Source organism: Pseudomonas sp. SST3, assembly GCF_003325755.1.
In genome coordinates, this window is record NZ_QORI02000026.1 from 13,418 (window position 1) to 32,345 (window position 18,928).

Genomic DNA, 18,928 nt, shown 5'->3' on the forward strand with positions numbered 1-18,928 from the left:
CGCCATAACAGGCCCCCGATCGTCGTCTCGACGGTTGATCCGCTGCCACTCCCCCATACCCACGAAAGGCTATCGTATGAAAATCGCCGTTGTTCATGACTGGCTAGTAACCTACGCCGGCGCCGAACGGGTGCTTGCCGGGATACTCGAAACCTGGCCAGAAGCAGACCTCTTTGCCGTGATCGACTTCCTTTCCGATGAAGACCGCGCCAACCTCGGCGGCAAACGCGCCACTACGACCTTCATCCAGCAGCTGCCCAAGGCAAGGACGCACTATCAGAAATACCTGCCTCTGATGCCCTTGGCCATCGAGCAGCTCGACATGTCGAGCTACGACTTGGTGATCTCCAGCAGCCACGCCGTGGCAAAGGGCGTGCTCACCGGGCCGAACCAGCTTCACATCAGCTACGTGCATTCACCGATCCGCTACGCCTGGGACCTTCAGCATCAGTATCTGCACGAGGCCAGCCTGGACCACGGCTTCAAGGCAAAACTGGCGCGCATGCTGTTGCACTACATGCGTATGTGGGATCAGCGCACCGCCAGCGGTGTCGATGAGTTCATCGCCAACTCGCACTTCATCGGGCGGCGCATCAACAAGAGCTATCGACGTGAATCGACAGTGATCTACCCGCCCGTCGATACCCACCAGTTCACGCTGTATGCCGATAAGGAAGATTTTTACCTGACCGCTTCGCGGATGGTGCCCTACAAGCGCATCCCAATGATTGTCGAAGCATTTTCGCGAATGCCCGACAAGAAGCTGATCGTAATCGGCACGGGACCGGAAATGGAAAAAGCGAAGGAGCTCGCAACACCGAACGTGACGCTGATGGGCTACCAGAATTTCGCCGTGCTGTTGCATCACATGCAACGCGCCCGTGCGTTCGTGTTCGCTGCGGAAGAAGATTTCGGTATTGCACCCATCGAGGCTCAAGCCTGCGGCACACCGGTTATCGCCTATGGACGAGGCGGCGTCTTGGAAACGGTGCGGGGAATCGATCATCCGGAGCCAACAGGCGTGTTCTACGCCGAGCAGACACCTGAGTCACTCATCGCTGCGGTGAAGGAATTCGAGTCCGAAGCGCATCACATCCTGGCGGACACCTGCCGGGTAAGCGCGGAGCGTTTTTCAACCGAACGATTCAGGCAGGAGATTAAGACCTTCGTCGATACTAGGGTTCGCGAGGTTTCTTTACACCAAGGACAGGACGCGCTGGTGCACCGCCCACTCATAACACCGGCAAGCGTCACACCGGTTTATCCGGCGGCGGTGCCCATGAAGCACGCCTGAGCACGCTCCCATCTCATTGCGAGGTTTCACGGATGAACACAGCAACCGCAACTCACCGAATCCAGACCAGCTGCGTATTAAGCCTTGCCTTGCTGATCAGCGGGACGACGAACGCCGCTCACGGGCCTGAACATGTCGGCGCAGAACTGTACCGGCATGGGCACGAAAGCTTCGCCCCTGACGGGCCAAGCTGCGTCGGCCGCCAGGGTCCACGGGTGATCATCTTCGATCAAGATCTTCGCCAGACCGCACCGTCCTGTAACACCGCCACCCGCGGTTCCGTAACGATCACGCCGCCGCCCATACGGCTGGCGCGACCGCTCTCCGGCAGCCAATACATTCCGTCTAGCGACAGCATCCGCTACTCGTTTTAACCTGCGACCCTCAGGAGGGCCCATGGACAATGCAGACCAAAACAGGCAATCGCTGGTTTACGCCGACGGTTACTCCTATACAGAGATCTTCCAGACACCCGACAGGCCAGGCATTTCTGGCGGAGATCGGTTGATCAGCGTCTTCCATGCATTCTTCACTGCCGACCGCGACAACGAGGCTCCAACGGCAGACTTACCTGAAGTGCAAACGGATGCGGTCAGGGTACCTGGCAGCGTCATCTGATCGGCGCCCTGCGCCGGACAACGGGACCAACCCACCGCAGCACGGCAACCATCACCAGGCAATGGCCATGCCACTGTTGAATCGGTGGCATTCACGCTTCACACCGAGACAATCCATGAGCCCCAAGACGACTGTGGTGACCGTGACCTACGGCAATCGGCTGGCTTATCTGCAGCAGCTGATCGAGCGTGCGCTGAGCTTCGCCGAAATCAGCGACGTGGTAGTGGTGAGCAACGCATCACTCGCTTCCCTGGATCAACTACTCGAGCGTTGGCCGGGACGGGTCAAGCTGATCGAGCTGCAGCACAATACCGGCTCGGCGAACGGCTATGCCGTAGCGCTAGACGCGGCGCTGGCAGGCGGAGCTGACTACATCTGGATGATGGATGACGACAATGCTCCGACAGCGGCTGCAGTGTCGATTCTGCATCGCGAACTTGCGCGGCTCACCGGTCTGCTCGGCCGGGATCGCGTAGCGGTACTGGGCTATCGCGCGACGCAACAGGCCGACATCGCACAGGGAGTCCCCCTCCGCTACATCCTCCAGCCACGCTCCAGCTACTTCGGCTTTCATATCGCCCAGCTGCCTTACAAGCTCTGGCGTCGTGTGCCTTGGGCCAAACGGCCCGGCAAGCGGCCCGCGAGCATCAGCCTGCCATTCGCGCCGTATGGCGGCATGCTGGCGCATCGCAGCCTGTACCAGCGCATTGGCGTGCCCTTGAAGGATCTGGTGCTTTACGTCGACGACACCGAGTACACCCGGCGGATCACCGCCGGCGGTGGTCGATTGTTCCTCTTCACCGATGCGGTGATCGACGAGCTCGAACATTCCTGGAACATCAAGGCGCGCACTCACAATATCTATGAGAGCTTTCTGCTCGGTGACTCGGATTTCCGCGCTTACTACGCCGCACGCAATCAGGCCTGGTTCGACAAGAACGTCTGGGCCGCTTCGCCCCGCCTCCATCGTCTCAACCGCATGATCTTTCTCACGCTACTGCGCCTGTTTGCCCGGCTCCGCAATAGCCGCGAGCGCCTGGCATTGATCGAACAGGCGATCCATGACGGTGAAAGCGGCATGCTGGGTATGAGCAAGACCTTCCCGTTGCGCTAACCCACCGTCAGCGCGCCATCTCGGCTCCGATTCATCGAGGACAGTCCCATGGACGTCGCATCGGTTCAGCGTGACGCGAACAACTTCGATTTCTTGCGATTCTTCGCCGCATCTGCCGTGGTCTTCGGCCACTGCTATTGGCTCTCGGGCGCTGGCGATAGCGAGCCGGTAAGGCTTTTCACCGGATCGATGGACACCGCCGACATTGCAGTGAACCTATTCTTCGTGATGAGCGGATTCCTGATCGCAGCGTCGTGGATGAACAGTCGCAGCGTGCTGGATTTCGTAGCCAAACGCGCACTGCGCATCTTTCCTGCATTGACGGTGTCGGTACTGTTCACCGTGCTGATCATCGGACCGCTGGCGACTGGGCTCTCGCTGAAAGAATATTTTCTTGCCAGCCAGACCCTGCGTTATCTGACCAACATAGCCCTGATCACGCAGTTCCATCTGCCCGGCGTATTCACCGAGAACCCATTCCCCGATACGGTCAATGGATCGGTCTGGACGCTACCCTATGAAGTCTTCATGTACGCGTCATTGCTGGTGATGGGGTTGCTCAAGGTATTCGGGCGAATCGCCGTCGTGGTGGTGCCGATGATGCTCATAGCGATCCATTTCCACCTGGCACCGATTCTGGGGATGGAAAGCGAGATGCTGCACAAGTCGACCCGACTGGGAATGTTCTTCTTTCTTGGCTCGGCGATGTACCTGTATCGGAGAAATCTGCCCTGGAACTGGAAGGTCGCGCTGGCCTTGCTCGCGCTGTCGCTGCTCAGCGCAAGGACAGAGCTCTGGCTGTACATCCATGTACTGACGCTACCTTACCTGACCATCTATCTGGCACACCTGCCGATACCACGACTGTCCGGCTTCGGCAGGTACGGCGATTTCTCCTACGGCATCTATATTTTCAGCTTTCCGATCCAGCAACTGCTGATGCACGGTTTCAGTCCGCAGCTTCCGCTGGGCGCGTTCATGGCCATCAGCCTATTGGCGAGCATCGCCGTCGCGGCGCTGTCCTGGCACTTCGTCGAATCCCCGGCACTGCGGCTGAAACGCTACCTGCCCAGCGCCCGCGAGCGCATCGGCATTGCGGATCTCAGCCCAGCCCCCTGACCAAGTAATCCTAGACGTCGACGCCTGAACCGGAATCCTCTGGCTCGGCGTCATCGCCGACCAGACGCCGAACGGTCTCGATCAGTACATCGAGTCCCGTGCCCTTGGGCAGAAACTGATCGATAAGGTCACGACCGGGAATCCGCTGGGGAAGCGCAGCGCTCATCATCAGGATGCGCACATGGTCGAACGCAGGGTTTCGACGAATGGCGCGGATCATCTCGACCCCGTTGAGCTCCGGCATCATGTAATCGGTAATGATCAATGCGGGCGTTTCCTGCTCCAGCTTGCGCAGCCCTTGAGCTCCGTTCGCCGCCTCGATAACGCGGTAGCCTTCATCCTCCAGGATCATCACCATCAGTTTGCTAAGCCCGACTTCGTCCTCGACCAGCAGCACGAGCGGCGCCAGCCCGTCCCGGCCATCCCTAGACATCGTCTCCCCCCGACAGAGGTTGGCGATGTGGTCTTCCGACCAGCACCCCCTCCGTACGCTTCATGCGCTCACCGAGCCTGAACCCTTCCACACCCAGGTTGAACTCATAGACATAGGGTTCGAAGCCGCTCTCGCGCATCTTCAAGACCGCCAGTGTTCGGTAGAGACGCGATTCGAGCTCGGCATACCGCAACAGCAGGATATTTTCTGCAATGGCCGAGACAGCAGGGAATTGCAGACCATGCGCACCTCCAACGATCTCAGCCAATTCAGCGGTGAAAATCGTGGTGACGCCTTCGCAGCGCAGAATCGCAGTCAGCGTACTGAAGAAACGCCCGAGGCGTTGGACATCAATCGCTGCTTGCTTGAAGGCGTCCACGCCATCGATGAATAGGCGTTTGACCCCACGACGTCGGCACGCCTCAAGGATCTCCTCGGCTAACTGATCCTGCAGCAGCTCGGTCGGCGTTCGGTGAATGACCTCGACAGCACCGTTGTCGATCAACGAACCAAGGTCCAGCCCCAGCGCGGTGGCTCGACGGCGAAGGCGATGTGCGTCCTCGTAAAAGCCGAACACAAGCCCCGGCTCCGCTTCGCTGCTCTGACAGATGAAGCTCAGCCCAAGCGTCGTTTTACCGACGCCCGTAGGCCCGACCAGCAGTGTCGTCGACGAGTAAGGGATACCGCCGAAGATGATCCGGTCCAGACCATCGACTCCGGTGCTTAGCCGCTGATCACGCATCTGAGCGGACTCGAGCTCGCCAGTAACCGCCTCGAGCCGCGGGAACACCCTGAATCCATCGCTGGTGATGGAACTCATATGCCGGCCGGCGATGAAGTCGCTCCCCCTGAATTTGCGAACCTGCAGGTAACGGTAGGTTCGGGACCGATCCTCGTCTCTGCCCAGATGCAGCCAGCCGTCGACCATGGTGAATTCGGGGCTACCCGCGTCACGCTTGCTGTTGGTCAGCAACAGGATGGTGCAGCCGACGACATCCGCATACACCGACAGGTCGTTGATGAATTCGCGAAACGCCCGCTCCGACGCGGCGTTCTCCTCCAGTGCGAATAGGCCGTCGATCACAATCAGCGAGGCCTTCTGGCGCTTGCCATTACGCGTCAGGTATCGAAGGACACCCTCCAGCCCATCCGTGCGCAAAATATCGAAGGCGCTTTCATAGACGACGGCTGTTCCGGCATGACGGTTATCCATGAAGGTCATGTTCTGCAGGTGGCGAAGCAGGCGATGGTGAGTCTCTGCCAGCAGGGTCACGTACAGCGAGCGCTCTCCACTTGCCGCCCAGCTGTAGCAGATCTGGTTGGCCAGAATCGTTTTCCCCTCGCCTGGCCCGCCCTGGACGATATACACCGCTCGCGGCAGAAGCCCTCCTTTGAGCACAGCGTCCAACCCCGGTACGCCAGTCGGAACATGGGTTGGCCCCGTTTGCGAGGTGGTAGAGATATCGGTCACAGCAGCTATCCGTTCAAGTCAGTGCGGCCATGCTAGCAAAGGTCCCGCACATTTCATTGCGTTGCGTATCAGCTTGGTCAGCGCTCACGCGATGGGTATTCGAGGCGTATTTGCTTGGGGAAGTCAGCTTTCGGATATGGCGGCTCAGCAATGGTTCCAGATAGACGAACAGCTTGAGATCGACGGCAGTTAATTGGCGACTTGCTGGAGCGCCGCGACAAAACGCCCTACCATGCGTGACGACTTTCTTCTACCGACCAATCGGATTTCATGTCTTTAGCTTCGCTTTTCCGCGTAGACCTGCGACGGCTGATCGTGATGCTGGCGATCCTCAGCGGACTGATTACGCTGAGCATCAGCTTCTATGCGAGCTACCAGGTACAGCGCGATTCACTCATCGATAGCACCCTGGAGGCCAATCGCGCCTATGCCGCGAAGCTTGCCGTCGGCACAGAGACATTCTTCGGCTCAGTACAGCAGCAGCTCAGATACAGCGCAGCTATTCTCGCCGCGCAGTTCCATGACGACGAAGCGCTGCTCAGCGAGGCCGAACAGTTGCGTCTGCAGACGAACAGCTTCAATAACGTATTCATCGTTGACGCTCACAGAGTGTTGCGAGCGACGTCACCTGATACTCGCCGGCTGATCGGTCATCGACTGCACTCACCTGGGTCGCGCAAAGCGAGCCGGACGCGGCAGCCGATGATCAGCAGTCCGTATATTTCAGCGATCGGAACGCTCGTGGTCACGATATCTCACCCGATCATCGACAAGGATGGCGTATACCTCGGTTATATCGGCGGCACGATTAATCTCAAAGAGCCAAACATCCTCAACAGCATGCTTGGCGAGCACTACTACAAGGACGGTTCCTACATCTATGCGGTCGACCAGAGCCGGCGGTTGCTCTACCACCCTGACCCCAAACGTCTCGGCACTGTGGTCACGGAGAACGCTGTCATCGACCGGGTCATCAACGGCGAATCAGGTAGCCAACGGGTCGTCAACAGTCAGGGCCGTGACATGCTGGCCGGCTTCGCACCGGTGCCGACCGCAGGCTGGGGCATCGTCGCGCAACGCCCCACTGCGGTAACGCTGCACCCGCTCGACGACCTGATGCTTGAAGTGTTACGCCAGACTGCTCCTCTTGCTCTGCTGACCTTCCTTGGCGTCTGGTGGTTGTCAGGGCTGATTTCGCGACCGCTCTGGCGGCTGGCGAAAAGTGCGAGCGAGATGGACAGAACCAACAGCCCGGAGCGCATTCAGCACATCCGCTCCTGGTATTTCGAAGCTGCCCAGCTCAAACGCGCCATGCAGCTGGGTATCAACCTGCTGCATCAACGCATCGGCAAACTTAATCTCGATGCACAGACCGACCCCTTGACCGGCCTGCACAACCGCCGCGGTCTTACCCTGGCACTGGACGCGCTAAGCGCCGAGGGCCACTCGTTCGCCGTTGTGGCCCTCGACATCGACCACTTCAAACGCATCAACGACACCCACGGCCATGATGTTGGCGATGAGGTCATTCGTCACCTGGCACAGGTGATGACGACCTGCTCGCGGGACGCCGATGTTCTTTGCCGCAGCGGCGGAGAGGAATTTCTGATGCTGTTGCCGAACACCAACGCCGAATCGGCACTGCAGGTCGCCGAACGATTGCGCCATTGCGTCGAGCAGGCGCAGATTCAGCCCGTTGGCCACATTACCGTCTCACTCGGCGTTGCAATCTGGCCGATACACGCCGACAACATCGAGCGCGTGCTCAAGTTGGCCGATGACGCCCTGTACCTGGCCAAACAGCGCGGCCGCAACCGCTCGGAGATCGCCGAACTGGACCATTACCCACCGGCCGACACCAACCGGGACGACTGACCGACGCTGCCACCCAGACGCTATCAAGTGCCCGCGCCGATCTGGCGAACCTCCGAGAGCCCCGCCGAACCAGACGCGCAACTGAATCGGCGGGCACGACGGCCGACATGGCTAAAAAATATCCAGCTCTGTATACTCGCGCGCCTTTTTCATGCGCTGTTCCGAGGACATTGTCGATGAGCAAAACGCCAACAGTCGGGTTCGTCAGCCTGGGTTGCCCCAAGGCAACGGTCGACTCCGAACGCATCCTGACGCAGCTGCGCATGGAGGGTTATCAGATCGTACCCACCTATCAGGATGCCGACGTGGTGGTGGTCAATACCTGCGGCTTCATCGACAGCGCCAAGGCAGAATCGCTGGATGCCATCGGCGAGGCCATCGCCGAGAACGGCAAGGTAATCGTCACCGGTTGCATGGGCGTCGCCGAGGACAGCATTCGCAACGTGCACCCCAGCGTCCTCGCTGTCACTGGCCCGCAGCAATACGAGCAGGTCGTCAATGCAGTGCATGAAGTGGTCCCGCCGAGAATCGATCATGACCCCTTCGTCGATCTCGTTCCGCCGCAGGGCATCAAGCTCACGCCTCGGCATTACGCCTATCTGAAGATTTCTGAGGGCTGCAACCACACGTGCAGCTTCTGCATCATCCCGTCCATGCGCGGCAAGCTGGTCAGCCGTCCGGTGGGCGATGTGCTCAGCGAAGCCGAGCGTCTGGTCAAGGCTGGCGTCAAGGAGATCCTGGTGATTTCCCAAGACACCAGCGCCTACGGCGTCGACGTCAAGTACAAGACCGATTTCTGGAATGGTCAGCCGGTCAAGACACGCATGCTGGAGCTATGCCAAGCGTTGTCGAACATGGGCGTTTGGGTGCGTCTGCATTACGTCTACCCGTACCCGAACGTCGACGATGTGATCCCGCTGATGGCCGAAGGCAAGCTGCTGCCCTACCTGGATATCCCCTTCCAGCATGCCAGCCCGAAGGTACTCAAGGCCATGAAGCGCCCGGCCTTCGAAGACAAGACCCTGGCACGCATCAAGAAGTGGCGCGAGATCTGCCCGCAACTGACGATTCGCTCGACCTTCATTGTCGGCTTCCCGGGCGAGACCGAAGAAGACTTCCAATACCTTTTGGACTGGCTGACCGAAGCGCAGCTGGACCGCGTCGGCTGCTTTCAGTACTCGCCGGTCGAAGGCGCCCCGGCTGAGGAGCTGGACCTGGAGCCAGTGCCGGATGAGATCAAGCAGGATCGCTGGGATCGTTTCATGGCCCATCAGCAGGCCATCAGCGCAGCCCGCCTTGAGCGCAAAATCGGGCAGGAGATGGAAGTGCTGATCGATGAAGTCGATGAGGACGGCGCCATTGGCCGCTCCTATTCCGATGCACCAGAGATCGATGGCATGGTTTACGTTGACAGCGAACAACCGCTGCAGCCTGGCGACAAGGTCTGGGTCCGCGTGACCAACGCCGACGAATACGATCTCTGGGCCGAGACGATCTGATCGAGGTCAGCTGAACCAAAAACCCGCCGATGCAGGCCGTGTGAAAACGTAGTGAGCGAAGGTCAGGCAAGGCAAAACAGGCGAAAAAGTGCAGTTTACGAGTTGTAAACGAGCATTTTGACTGAGCTCGCAACCGAGCCGGTTTTTAACGCAGCATGACCGAGCGCAGTAGTTTTCACACAGCCTGGATGACGGGGTTTTCTTTTTGAATAGCTGCATCAGTCACGATTTGCTCGCGAAGCAGGGCGACGTTCGGTTTCGTCCTCGTACCCTGCACATCGCACGTTCGAAGCAATACGGCACTATCGGCCACAGAGGTGTGAAATCGCCAAAAGCTGACCTACCCTAGAGCATCAGGAAATGGCATCAGGCCGGATGCCATCATCACAGAGAAGGATCTATGAACACCTTCGACGCCACTCTCAGCCAGTCACCCTCGCCCGTCCGACGCACCGGCCGCATTCGCCAGAAGAACGAGGAACGGATCCTTTCGGCCGCTGCGGAAGAATTCGCCCGCCATGGCTTCAAGGGCACGAGTATGAGCGCGATCGCTCTGCGCGCCGCCCTGCCCAAGGCCAACCTGCATTACTACTTCACCAACAAACTGGGGCTCTATGTCGAGGTGATGCGACATATCCTGGAACTCTGGGATAGTGCCTTCGACCATCTCAGCGTCGACGACGATCCGGCCGTCGTGCTGGCAGATTACATCCGCACCAAGATGGAATTTTCACGTAAGCAGCCGCAGGCCTCGAAGATCTTCGCCATGGAGGTCATCAGCGGTTGTGCGTGCCTGTCGGCGCATTTCAACGAGGACTACCGCGAGTGGTTCCGCGGCCGTGCCGCGGTGTTCCAGGCATGGAGCGACGCGGGCAAGATGGATCCGATCGATCCGATGCATCTGATCTTCCTGATCTGGAGCAGCACCCAGCACTACGCCGATTTCTCCGATCAGATCCGCCGCATCACTGGCCAACGCCGGGTGACCAAGGAGGATTACGAACGCGGCACTGAAACCCTGATCAGGGTCATCCTCAAGGGCTGCGGGCTGACGCCACCGCGCCCTGCCTGACGAGACTTTTCCGGCGCCGGCCAGCCGCGCCGGAGGCCGCTAAGCCAGCGTCCGGTAAACCGCTCCAGCCAGAATCAGGCAAGTACTCGGCAGGATCGACATAACGCCATCCGCCACCTCCGCCCCACCATTCATCTCACGGCACCACCGGCGCCGACGAATGACCCAGCGGAGGACACCTACATGTCGAGCATCAACGGAAAAATCGTACTGATCACCGGCGCCAGCAGCGGCATCGGCGAAGCAACAGCGCGCCTGCTGGCCGCGCGGGGTGCAACCGTCGTATTAGGTGCGCGCCGGCTGGAACGGCTGGAGCGCCTGGCCGCGAGCATCAATGAGGTCGGCGGCGTCGCCACCTTCCGCACGCTGGATGTGACCAGCCGCGAGGACACCCAGGCCTTCGTCGACTTCGCCGAGCGACGTTACGGTCGCATCGATGTGATCATCAACAATGCCGGGGTGATGCCGCTCTCAAGGCTCGACGCCCTGAAAGTCGCGGAATGGGACCGCATGATCGCCGTGAACATTCGCGGCGTGTTGCATGGAATCGCCGCGGGTCTACCGCTGATGCAGCGCCAGCGCTCGGGCCAGTTCATCAACATCGCCTCCATTGGCGCCTATGCGGTCAGCCCCACAGCTGCGGTTTACTGCGCAACCAAATATGCGGTGCGGGCGATCTCCGAAGGATTGCGCCAGGAGGTCGGCGGCGACATTCGCGTCACCCTGGTTTCCCCCGGCGTGACCGAGTCGGAATTGGCCGAGAGCATCTCAGACGATAACGCCCGCGCGGCCATGGACGATTTCCGTCGCATCGCCATCCCGGCCGATGCCATCGCCCGCGCCATCGCCTATGCCATCGAGCAGCCAGCCGATGTCGACGTCAGCGAGCTGATCGTGCGCCCTACCGCCAGCCCTTTCTGAGGCCATCGCCATGCAAATTCGTACCGAAAACATACTGATCGCCGCCTGGCTGGGGATACTCGGACCGCTCACGCTCGCCTCGCAGGAAGCTGTCGGCAGCGAACGGCAGGAGCGCGGCTTGCAGGTGATGGATCATCTGTCCGGCGGCGCCGGGCAACCGGTGCTCGATGCCTTGCGGCAGGATTACCCCTTTCTCGCTGATGGCATCACCGACTACGCCTTGGGCGATGTCTGGGCACGCAGCGGACTGGACGATCGCACCCGGCAACTGGCAGCCATCGCCGCCTTCGCCGCGCAGGGCAATCTGCCGCAACTGAAAGTGCATGCCGGCTATGCGCTACGGCTCGGCGTCACGCGAGACGAGCTGAAGGAAGTGATCTACCTCACCACCGTTACGGCCGGCTTTCCCCGCGCCATCGATGCGGCACAGACACTGCGCGAGATGACGGACCCCGTCGAGCGGTAACGCCAGGCACTACGCAACCAGGAAGCCGAGCCCTCCGGTGCTGCCTCAGCTGCGCTGTGGCGACTGCCGCACCGGAGCCCCATTGGCCACGTAATATGCCGCCGTGCTGCGTGGTAGCGGTTGTTGCCCACGAATCCGATCGGCAATCTTCTCGGCGATCATGATGGTGGTGGCGTTGAGGTTGCCAGTGATGATCAGCGGCATGATCGAAGCATCTACCACGCGTAATCCCTCTACCCCATGCACGCGGCCCTGTCCGTCGACCACCGCCATCTCATCCGTACCCATTTTGCACGAGCATGACGGGTGATAAGCCGTCTCCGCATGTTCGCGGACGAAGGCATCCAACTCCGCATCGCTCTGGGCTTGCGCCCCCGGGCTGAGCTCTTTGCCACGATAAGGGTCGAGCGCAGGTTGGCCAATGATCTCGCGCGTCAGGCGAATACCGTCGCGAAACTCCTGCCAATCCTGCTCATGGGACATGTAGTTGAACAGGATGCTGGGATCGACCTGCGGGTCGGTCGAGCGGATCTGGATCCGCCCGCGGCTGGGAGAGCGCATCGAGCCCACGTGCGCCTGGAAACTGTGGCCGTCATGGGCGTTGCTGCCGTTGTAGCTGACCGCGACCGGCAGGAAGTGAAACTGGATGTTCGGCCACTCGAACTCGTCGCGACTGCGAATGAAACCGCCTGCCTCGAACTGGTTGCTGGCACCGATGCCGGAGCCGAGAAACAGCCACTCGGCACCGATCGCCGGCTGGTTCCACCACTTCAACGCCGGGTACAGCGAGACCGGCTGCTTGCATTCGTACTGCAAGTACATTTCCAGGTGGTCTTGCAGGTTTTGCCCGACCCCTGGCAAATCGTGAACGATCTCGATGTTCAGGTCCCGGAGCAGCGCGGCCGGTCCGACGCCGGAGCGCTGCAATATCTGCGGCGAGGCGACGGCGACGGCGCCGCCGCACAGCAGTACTTCGCGTCGAGCCCGAGCAATCGTCGGCTGTTCGCGCCCACGCAGGTATTTTACGCCCACCGCCCGCTTGTTCTCGAACAGCACACGGTCGGTCACGGCGTGGGGTGACGATGGTCAGGTTCGGGCGATCCTTGGCCTGATCGAGATAACCCCGAGCGGTACTGGCGCGACGCCCGTTCGGCGTAACCGTACGGTCCATTGGGCCGAAGCCCTCCTGCTGATAACCGTTGAGGTCTTCGGTCTTCGGATAACCGGCCTGCACACCGGCCTCGACCATGGCATGGAACAGCACGTTGTTGCCGGGCTTGGGCGTGGTCACGCTGACCGGGCCGTCACCGCCGTGATAGTCGTTGGGCCCGATGTCGCGGGATTCCGCCTTGCGGAAATACGGCAGACAATCGAGATAGCTCCAATCCTCCAGCCCCGGCATCTTCGCCCAGTTGTCGTAATCCAGCGCATTGCCACGGACGTAACACATGCCATTGATCAGCGACGAGCCGCCCAGCCCCTTGCCGCGACCGCAATCCATGCGGCGGTTGTTCATGTGCGGTTCCGGATCGGTCTTGTAGGCCCAGTTGTAGCGCGTGCCTTGCAGCGGATAGGCCAGCGCGGCGGGCATCTGGGTGCGAAAATCCAGGCGATAGTCGGGGCCACCGGCCTCCAGCAGCAGAACGCTGACGCCTGCGTCCTCGGTGAGGCGTGCCGCCAGCGTATTCCCGGCCGAGCCGCGCCGATGATGATGTAGTCGTACTCCATGAAATCCTCCTGTTGCGCAGGCCGACGCGAATGCATCGCCGCCCTTGGCTCTTCGGGGGCCTTAGAAAACCGAGGCGAATTCGCCCAGCTCCACCTGTACGGATTTCAAACGCGTGTAATGCGCGAGCGAAGAAATACCGTTCTCGCGGCCGATGCCGGACTGCTTGTAGCCGCCAACCGGCATTTGCGCGGCTGACTCTCCCCAGGTGTTGATCCAGCAGATCCCGGCTTCCATTTGATGAATGATGCGGTGAGCGCGCACCAGATCCGGTGTCACCACACCGGCCGCCAGGCCGTAGTCGCTGTCATTGGCGCGGCGCACCGCTTCCTCTTCGTCGTCATAGGGCAGCAGGCTCAGTACCGGGCCGAAGATTTCTTCGCGGGCGATGATCATATCGTCGGTACAGTCGCTGAAGATGGTCGGCTCGATGTAGGCGCCCCGGCCGAACTCTCCGCTGGTCACCCGTTCACCCCCACACAGCAGGCGCGCGCCCTGCGCCTTGCCCTTGGCGATGTAGCCCAGCACGTTCTGCATATGGCCGAAGCTGACCATGGGGCCGAAAGTCGTCTGCTCATCCTGCGGATCGCCCATGCGGATGCGCTTGACCCGCTCCAGCAGCTTGGCCTCGAACTCGCCGAGCAGCGTGCGCGGCACGAAGACACGGGTGCCATTGGTGCAGACCTGTCCGGAGCTGAAGAAGTTGGCCATCACCGCTATGTCCGCCGCGCGATTCAGATCGGCGTCTTCGCAGACGATCAGCGGCGACTTGCCGCCCAATTCCATGGTCACGTCCTTCAGCGAAGAACTCGCCGCGCTGGCCATGACTTTCTTGCCCGTCGCCACGCCACCGGTGAAAGACACCTTGGCGATGCGCGGGTGCTCGGTGAGCATGGCACCGATCTCGGCACCGGTGCCGGTCAGCACGTTGAACACGCCTGCCGGCAGCCCTGCCTCGGTGAATATCTCGGCAAGCTTGAGCGCGCTCAGCGAGGTCACTTCACTGGGTTTGAAAATCATCGCGTTACCGGCAGCCAGCGCCGGTGCGGCCTTCCACAGGGCGATCTGGATCGGATAGTTCCACGCGCCGATCCCGGCCACCACGCCGAGCGGTTCACGCCGGGTATAGACGAAACTGGTGTCGCGCAGCGGGATCTGCTCGCCTTCGATGGCGGGTGCGAGGCCGGCGTAGTACTCGAGCACGTCGGCACCGGTGACGATATCGACGCTGCGGGTTTCCATCAGCGGCTTGCCGGTGTCCAGGGTTTCCAGCAGTGCCAGTTCGTTGTTGCGCTCACGTAGCAGATCGACCGCCTTGCGCATGATGCGAGAACGCTCCATACCGGTCAGTGCCGCCCAGATCTTCTGGCCTTTCTCGGCGCTGGCGACCGCGCGTTCGAGATCGGCGCGGGTTGCCTGAGCGACCTCCGCGAGTACCTCACCGTTGGCCGGATTGACGCTTTCGAACACGTCGCCACCGCTGGCATTGGAATAGGCACCATCGATATAGAGCTGTTGACGTGGATAACGGGCCATGATTTACCTCTTTCGTCGTCCGAATGGCGGCGACCGAGTGGGCCGCTGCCACGGGTTGGAAGGACACGGGCCAGCCTGCAGCCGGCCGTGCAGGGATCAGCTGGCGCCAGGGACAGTGCCCGGCTCGGATGCATCGCCAGCCAGGGCGCCTTTCTCGCGCTGCAGATGCAGAAACTGCATGTGGTGTTCGTAGTGATCGAGGATGTCTTCGATCAGCTGCCGTTTTGAGTAGCCCATCAGGTCGTAGCCGAGACTCCCCTGGCGCAGGTGCACTTCGAGGCGGTAGTAGTGGGCACGGCTGCTCTGGGTCCGTACGGCAAACGAAGGCATGGAGCCGCGCACCGGCCAGATCTGATAGGTAAAATCCTGCTCGCTGCCGAGATTGACGTTGAGGATCAGATGCTCGTTGCCAGACTCGCCCTCGATGATTTCCACCGGCACGCCCTTTTCACCGAGCGCCTGGCGGATTTCCTCCATGGCCGGCTTGCATACCTCGTGCAGATAGCGGCGGATCTGCGACTGGCTGGGAAAGCTCATCGCACGCGAGAGCCGCTGGCTCCAGTTCATGTGTGCATGTTCCAGCGTCGCGCGGCCGGACAACTGCCCAGGAAGACTCTTCTGGATACTGTCCGCCATCTCTCCTTCGACATGCAGCGCTTTGAACAGGCCGACCATCATGAACAGCAGGACGATGGAGAATGGCAGTCCCATGATCACCACGGTGCCCTGCAATGCCGTCAAGCCACCGGCGATCAGCAGCGCTAATGTCAGCACGCCGATGATGGCAGCCCAGAGAACGCGCATCCAAACAGGCGCATCGTTGTTCACGTCCTTGAGGATCGAGGTGAAGTTGGACAGCACCAACGAGCCCGAGTCACCGGACGTGACGAAGAACACAATCGCCAGAATGGTCGCCACCGCAGTCGTCAGACCTGCCCAAGGCAGGCTCTGAAGGAACAGATAGATCGAGGAGCCTGGATTGCTCACCGCTTGCGCGCCGAACTCGACTGCGCCATTCATGACCATGTCGATGGCACTGTTACCCATGATCGACATCCAGGCCATCATGAAAGCCAGTGGCAACAACAAGGTACCGATCACGAACTCGCGGATGGTCCGACCCCGTGAGATACGCGCGAGGAACAGCCCGACGAAGGGCCCCCACGCGATCCACCAGGCCCAGAAGAAAACGGTCCAGGCATTCAGCCAATCGGTGGGCTGATCATAGGCGTAGGTATCGAACGACAGGCTGATGAAGTTGGAGAAGTAGTCTCCGATGTTCATCACCAATGCATTGAGCAGGAAGGTGGTTTGCCCGGCGAACAACACGAACAGCAGCAACAGCACCGCCAGCAGCATATTGAACTCCGACAGCCGGCGGATGCCGCGCTCCACCCCTGTCGCGGCCGATACTGCCGAGAACACGACGATCAGCACCACCAGTACCGCCTGGGTCAAGGTGCCTTCCGGCACGCCGAAAATGTAGTTCAGACCGAAATTCAGCTGGATGATGCCGATGCCGAGACTGGTGGCGATGCCGAACACCGTTCCCAGCACGGCGGCGGTGTCGACGGTATGTCCGACGGGCCCGTAAATGCCTTTACCGAAAATCGGATAGAGCGACGAGCGAATCGACAGCGGCAGACCCTGGCGAAAACTGAAATACGCCAGCGACATGCCCACCAGCGTATACACACCCCAGCCGGACAGCCCCCAATGAAGGAACGTTAGCTCCATTGCGTGACGCGCCGCCTGAGCGGTGCCACCCTCGCCTACCGGCGGCTCGAGGAACTGGGTGATCGGCTCGGCGATGCAGAAAAACAGCAGGTCGATGCCGATCCCTGCCGAGAACAGCATCGCAGCCCAGGTGATTACGTTGAACTCGGGTTTCGAATGATCAGGCCCAAGCCTGATCTTGCCGTAGCGACTGGTGGCGATAACGACCACGAACAGCAGATACACCAACACGGCAAGAAAATAGAACCAGCCGAAGGTGTTTGAAATCCAGCCCAGCACGGTGTTGATGACCGAAAGGGAGGACTCCTTGAACACTATGGTCCAGATCGCGAACAGCACGATGGCTATTGCCGAGCTGTAGAAAACGATTGGGTTAATGCGGTCTCGTGATGTCTCGGTGTTGTCGGATGAGAGCTCAGCCTCGTTCATCAGTTCTATCTCCTGAACTTGTTCTGGCTTTTTTGACATCGCAGTGCGATGAATTGCGGCAGACCGTTTCGACTGCTGCGCTCACGTTTGGTTAGGTGCCGCGTTGAACGAAGGCGTGCCGCGTCACGACAGCAGGTAAGATGGCTACCCACGCTTCCACACCACAACGGCACGCATGTCCTATTCCGTTTCGCCCATTGGCTTCGTCCGCTCCTGCTTCAAGGAAAAATTCGCTATTCCGCGACAGCCGCAATTGGCGCCCGCCGCGCGAGGCGTGCTCGAACTGATCTCGCCCTTCGATCAAGCCCATGCGCTGGACGGCCTCGAGCAGGTCAGCCATGTCTGGCTGTTGTTTCTCTTCCATCAGGCACTTGAAGCCGAACCACGTTTGCGGGTACGCCCACCGCGTCTGGGTGGCAACCGTATGATTGGTGTGTTCGCAACGCGTTCGACGCACCGGCCCAATGGCATCGGCCAGTCGGTAGTCAGGCTGGAACGGATCGAACCCGGCCGTCTACACCTGTCGGGAATCGATCTACTGGACGGCACACCGGTACTGGATATCAAGCCTTACGTTCCCTACGCCGATGCGATTGCCGGCGCGAGCAATGGCCTGGCTAACGAGGCTCCGGAACTCATCGCCGTGCACTGGACCGAGACAAGTCTGCAACAGGCACGCGGCGAAGCGCTGCGGTTGGGAGAGCCGCTGCAGGAGTTGATAGAGCAATGCCTGGCACAGGATCCGCGACCGGCCTACCAGACACCCACACCGGAGCGGCGCTACGGCACCCGCCTGTGGGACGTCGAAGTGCGCTGGCATTACCCGGACCCCGCTTCCATTACGGTATTGGAAGTATTACGGGTAGACGGCTAGTCTGTGCCGTGCCAGGGCCGGCCTGCCGGGCCCCGCTGCTAGGGGTGCCTACGCAACGAATCGAATGCAGCGTCTTTTCGCCCACCGTAACAGGACAGGTGACCGTCATGCCCACAGCCGTCGGTATCTACCTTTATCCAGACGTTGAGGTACTCGACTTCTCCGGCCCCTACGAAGTCTTCACCACCGCTACGCGGGTAGCGCTTCGCGATGGGATGCCGCCGCCCTTCTCGACCTCGACCATCGCCGCACGCAAAGGGTTGGTGCGCGCCAGGGCCGGCCTGGTAGTGCAACCCAACTTCAACTTCGCCAACCATCCGCCAATAGATCTACTGATAGTTCCCGGCGGCGTTATAACGGCCGAACTGGAGAACCCTGAGGTTGTGCAGTGGATCGAGAAGACCGCCGCTCAGGCCGGACTCACCGCCTCCGTGTGCACCGGCGCGTTTCTCCTGGCCAAGGCCAATGTGCTTTACGCCCATAAGGCAACTACGCACTGGGAAGACCTCACCGAGCTGAAAGCGATGTTTCCGATGCTCCAGGTCGTCGACGGCTGCCGATGGGTTGATGTCGGCCGTTACCTGACTTCGGCGGGCATCTCAGCCGGGATCGACATGAGCCTGCATCTGGTCGAGCGAATCGCTGGACGCGAGCTGGCCGAGGCCACAGCTCGGCAACTGGATTTCGATTGGCGTGAGAACGAATGACTGAGGCTCGGGCAACACCAGCTTGCTGTACTGCCCG

At 60.5% G+C, this 18,928-nt stretch carries 16 protein-coding genes and 1 pseudogene; 12 read left to right on the top strand and 5 right to left on the bottom strand.

Translation table 11 applies throughout. The annotated features are described in order from the left end of the window. Positions 1-76 precede the first annotated feature (76 nt). The 5 genes from DQ405_RS19990 to DQ405_RS20010 all read left to right on the top strand — a co-directional run bounded on the left by DQ405_RS19990 (position 77) and on the right by DQ405_RS20010 (position 4,145). Positions 77-1,294, top strand: a complete 1,218-nt coding sequence (locus tag DQ405_RS19990; protein WP_168425804.1) for a glycosyltransferase family 4 protein — start codon at positions 77-79, stop codon at positions 1,292-1,294. Positions 1,295-1,326: 32 nt separating this feature from the next. Further along, complete coding sequence (locus tag DQ405_RS19995) at positions 1,327-1,668, top strand: hypothetical protein (RefSeq protein ID WP_168425805.1); 342 nt, start codon at positions 1,327-1,329, stop codon at positions 1,666-1,668. 22 nt (positions 1,669-1,690) lie between these two features. After that, positions 1,691-1,912, top strand: coding sequence for a hypothetical protein (locus DQ405_RS20000; protein WP_168425806.1), 222 nt, complete (start codon positions 1,691-1,693; stop codon positions 1,910-1,912). A 115-nt stretch (positions 1,913-2,027) separates the two neighbouring features. Then, positions 2,028-3,026 (top strand): glycosyltransferase, encoded by a 999-nt coding sequence (locus tag DQ405_RS20005; RefSeq protein WP_168425807.1) that lies wholly within the window; start codon positions 2,028-2,030, stop codon positions 3,024-3,026. A 48-nt stretch (positions 3,027-3,074) separates the two neighbouring features. Next, the gene (locus DQ405_RS20010; RefSeq protein ID WP_168425808.1) at positions 3,075-4,145 is read left to right on the top strand and encodes an acyltransferase family protein; all 1,071 of its coding nucleotides are present in this window, start codon (positions 3,075-3,077) and stop codon (positions 4,143-4,145) included. 10 nt (positions 4,146-4,155) lie between these two features. Here the strand turns inward: DQ405_RS20010 and DQ405_RS20015 are convergent, their stop codons facing one another. Further along, entirely contained in the window at positions 4,156-4,578 is a 423-nt protein-coding gene (locus DQ405_RS20015) for a response regulator (protein WP_168425809.1), read from the bottom strand. Further along, complete coding sequence (locus DQ405_RS28325) at positions 4,571-6,049, bottom strand: ATPase domain-containing protein (RefSeq protein ID WP_168425810.1); 1,479 nt, start codon at positions 6,047-6,049, stop codon at positions 4,571-4,573. The genes DQ405_RS20015 and DQ405_RS28325 overlap by 8 nt, the downstream gene beginning before the upstream one ends. Positions 6,050-6,319: 270 nt before the next feature. Here DQ405_RS28325 and DQ405_RS20025 point away from each other — a divergent pair, with 270 nt between their 5' ends. The 5 genes from DQ405_RS20025 to DQ405_RS20045 all read left to right on the top strand — a co-directional run bounded on the left by DQ405_RS20025 (position 6,320) and on the right by DQ405_RS20045 (position 11,882). Beyond that, positions 6,320-7,924: a sensor domain-containing diguanylate cyclase gene (locus tag DQ405_RS20025; RefSeq protein ID WP_168425811.1), complete on the top strand. Its 1,605-nt coding sequence runs from the start codon at positions 6,320-6,322 to the stop codon at positions 7,922-7,924. A 176-nt stretch (positions 7,925-8,100) separates the two neighbouring features. After that, positions 8,101-9,423: a 30S ribosomal protein S12 methylthiotransferase RimO gene (gene rimO, locus DQ405_RS20030; RefSeq protein WP_168425812.1), complete on the top strand. Its 1,323-nt coding sequence runs from the start codon at positions 8,101-8,103 to the stop codon at positions 9,421-9,423. 400 nt (positions 9,424-9,823) lie between these two features. Next, positions 9,824-10,495, top strand: coding sequence for a TetR/AcrR family transcriptional regulator (locus DQ405_RS20035; protein WP_168425813.1), 672 nt, complete (start codon positions 9,824-9,826; stop codon positions 10,493-10,495). A 183-nt stretch (positions 10,496-10,678) separates the two neighbouring features. Beyond that, positions 10,679-11,416 carry an SDR family oxidoreductase gene (locus DQ405_RS20040; RefSeq protein ID WP_168425814.1) on the top strand — a complete coding sequence of 246 codons (738 nt, stop codon included), beginning with the start codon at positions 10,679-10,681 and terminating at the stop codon, positions 11,414-11,416. 10 nt (positions 11,417-11,426) lie between these two features. Beyond that, positions 11,427-11,882: a carboxymuconolactone decarboxylase family protein gene (locus DQ405_RS20045; protein WP_168425815.1), complete on the top strand. Its 456-nt coding sequence runs from the start codon at positions 11,427-11,429 to the stop codon at positions 11,880-11,882. 45 nt (positions 11,883-11,927) lie between these two features. Here DQ405_RS20045 and betA read toward each other — a convergent pair. From betA to betT, 3 genes and pseudogenes are all read right to left on the bottom strand, one after another. After that, positions 11,928-13,610, bottom strand: a pseudogene (gene betA / locus DQ405_RS20050) (choline dehydrogenase). A 61-nt stretch (positions 13,611-13,671) separates the two neighbouring features. Then, positions 13,672-15,144, bottom strand: coding sequence for a betaine-aldehyde dehydrogenase (gene betB, locus DQ405_RS20055; RefSeq protein ID WP_168425816.1), 1,473 nt, complete (start codon positions 15,142-15,144; stop codon positions 13,672-13,674). A 96-nt stretch (positions 15,145-15,240) separates the two neighbouring features. Beyond that, positions 15,241-17,310, bottom strand: a complete 2,070-nt coding sequence (betT, locus tag DQ405_RS20060) for a choline BCCT transporter BetT (protein ID WP_168425817.1) — start codon at positions 17,308-17,310, stop codon at positions 15,241-15,243. Between the two features lie 175 nt (positions 17,311-17,485). On the opposite strand from betT, the gene tsaA reads away from it, so the two are divergent. After that, positions 17,486-18,184 carry a tRNA (N6-threonylcarbamoyladenosine(37)-N6)-methyltransferase TrmO gene (gene tsaA, locus DQ405_RS20065; protein WP_168425818.1) on the top strand — a complete coding sequence of 233 codons (699 nt, stop codon included), beginning with the start codon at positions 17,486-17,488 and terminating at the stop codon, positions 18,182-18,184. Positions 18,185-18,291: 107 nt separating this feature from the next. After that, entirely contained in the window at positions 18,292-18,891 is a 600-nt protein-coding gene (locus tag DQ405_RS20070; protein ID WP_168425819.1) for a DJ-1/PfpI family protein, read from the top strand. Positions 18,892-18,928 lie beyond the last annotated feature (37 nt).

Coding starts and splice junctions, on each gene's coding strand:
- tsaA (WP_168425818.1), top strand. CDS start 17,486: ATGTCCTATTCCGTTTCGCCCATTGGCTTCGTCCGCTCCTGCTTCAAG.
- DQ405_RS20035 (WP_168425813.1), top strand. CDS start 9,824: ATGAACACCTTCGACGCCACTCTCAGCCAGTCACCCTCGCCCGTCCGA.
- betT (WP_168425817.1), bottom strand. CDS start 17,310: ATGAACGAGGCTGAGCTCTCATCCGACAACACCGAGACATCACGAGAC.
- betB (WP_168425816.1), bottom strand. CDS start 15,144: ATGGCCCGTTATCCACGTCAACAGCTCTATATCGATGGTGCCTATTCC.
- DQ405_RS20000 (WP_168425806.1), top strand. CDS start 1,691: ATGGACAATGCAGACCAAAACAGGCAATCGCTGGTTTACGCCGACGGT.
- DQ405_RS19995 (WP_168425805.1), top strand. CDS start 1,327: ATGAACACAGCAACCGCAACTCACCGAATCCAGACCAGCTGCGTATTA.
- DQ405_RS20015 (WP_168425809.1), bottom strand. CDS start 4,578: ATGTCTAGGGATGGCCGGGACGGGCTGGCGCCGCTCGTGCTGCTGGTC.
- DQ405_RS20070 (WP_168425819.1), top strand. CDS start 18,292: ATGCCCACAGCCGTCGGTATCTACCTTTATCCAGACGTTGAGGTACTC.
- DQ405_RS20040 (WP_168425814.1), top strand. CDS start 10,679: ATGTCGAGCATCAACGGAAAAATCGTACTGATCACCGGCGCCAGCAGC.
- DQ405_RS20005 (WP_168425807.1), top strand. CDS start 2,028: ATGAGCCCCAAGACGACTGTGGTGACCGTGACCTACGGCAATCGGCTG.
- DQ405_RS20045 (WP_168425815.1), top strand. CDS start 11,427: ATGCAAATTCGTACCGAAAACATACTGATCGCCGCCTGGCTGGGGATA.
- DQ405_RS20025 (WP_168425811.1), top strand. CDS start 6,320: ATGTCTTTAGCTTCGCTTTTCCGCGTAGACCTGCGACGGCTGATCGTG.
- DQ405_RS19990 (WP_168425804.1), top strand. CDS start 77: ATGAAAATCGCCGTTGTTCATGACTGGCTAGTAACCTACGCCGGCGCC.
- rimO (WP_168425812.1), top strand. CDS start 8,101: ATGAGCAAAACGCCAACAGTCGGGTTCGTCAGCCTGGGTTGCCCCAAG.
- DQ405_RS20010 (WP_168425808.1), top strand. CDS start 3,075: ATGGACGTCGCATCGGTTCAGCGTGACGCGAACAACTTCGATTTCTTG.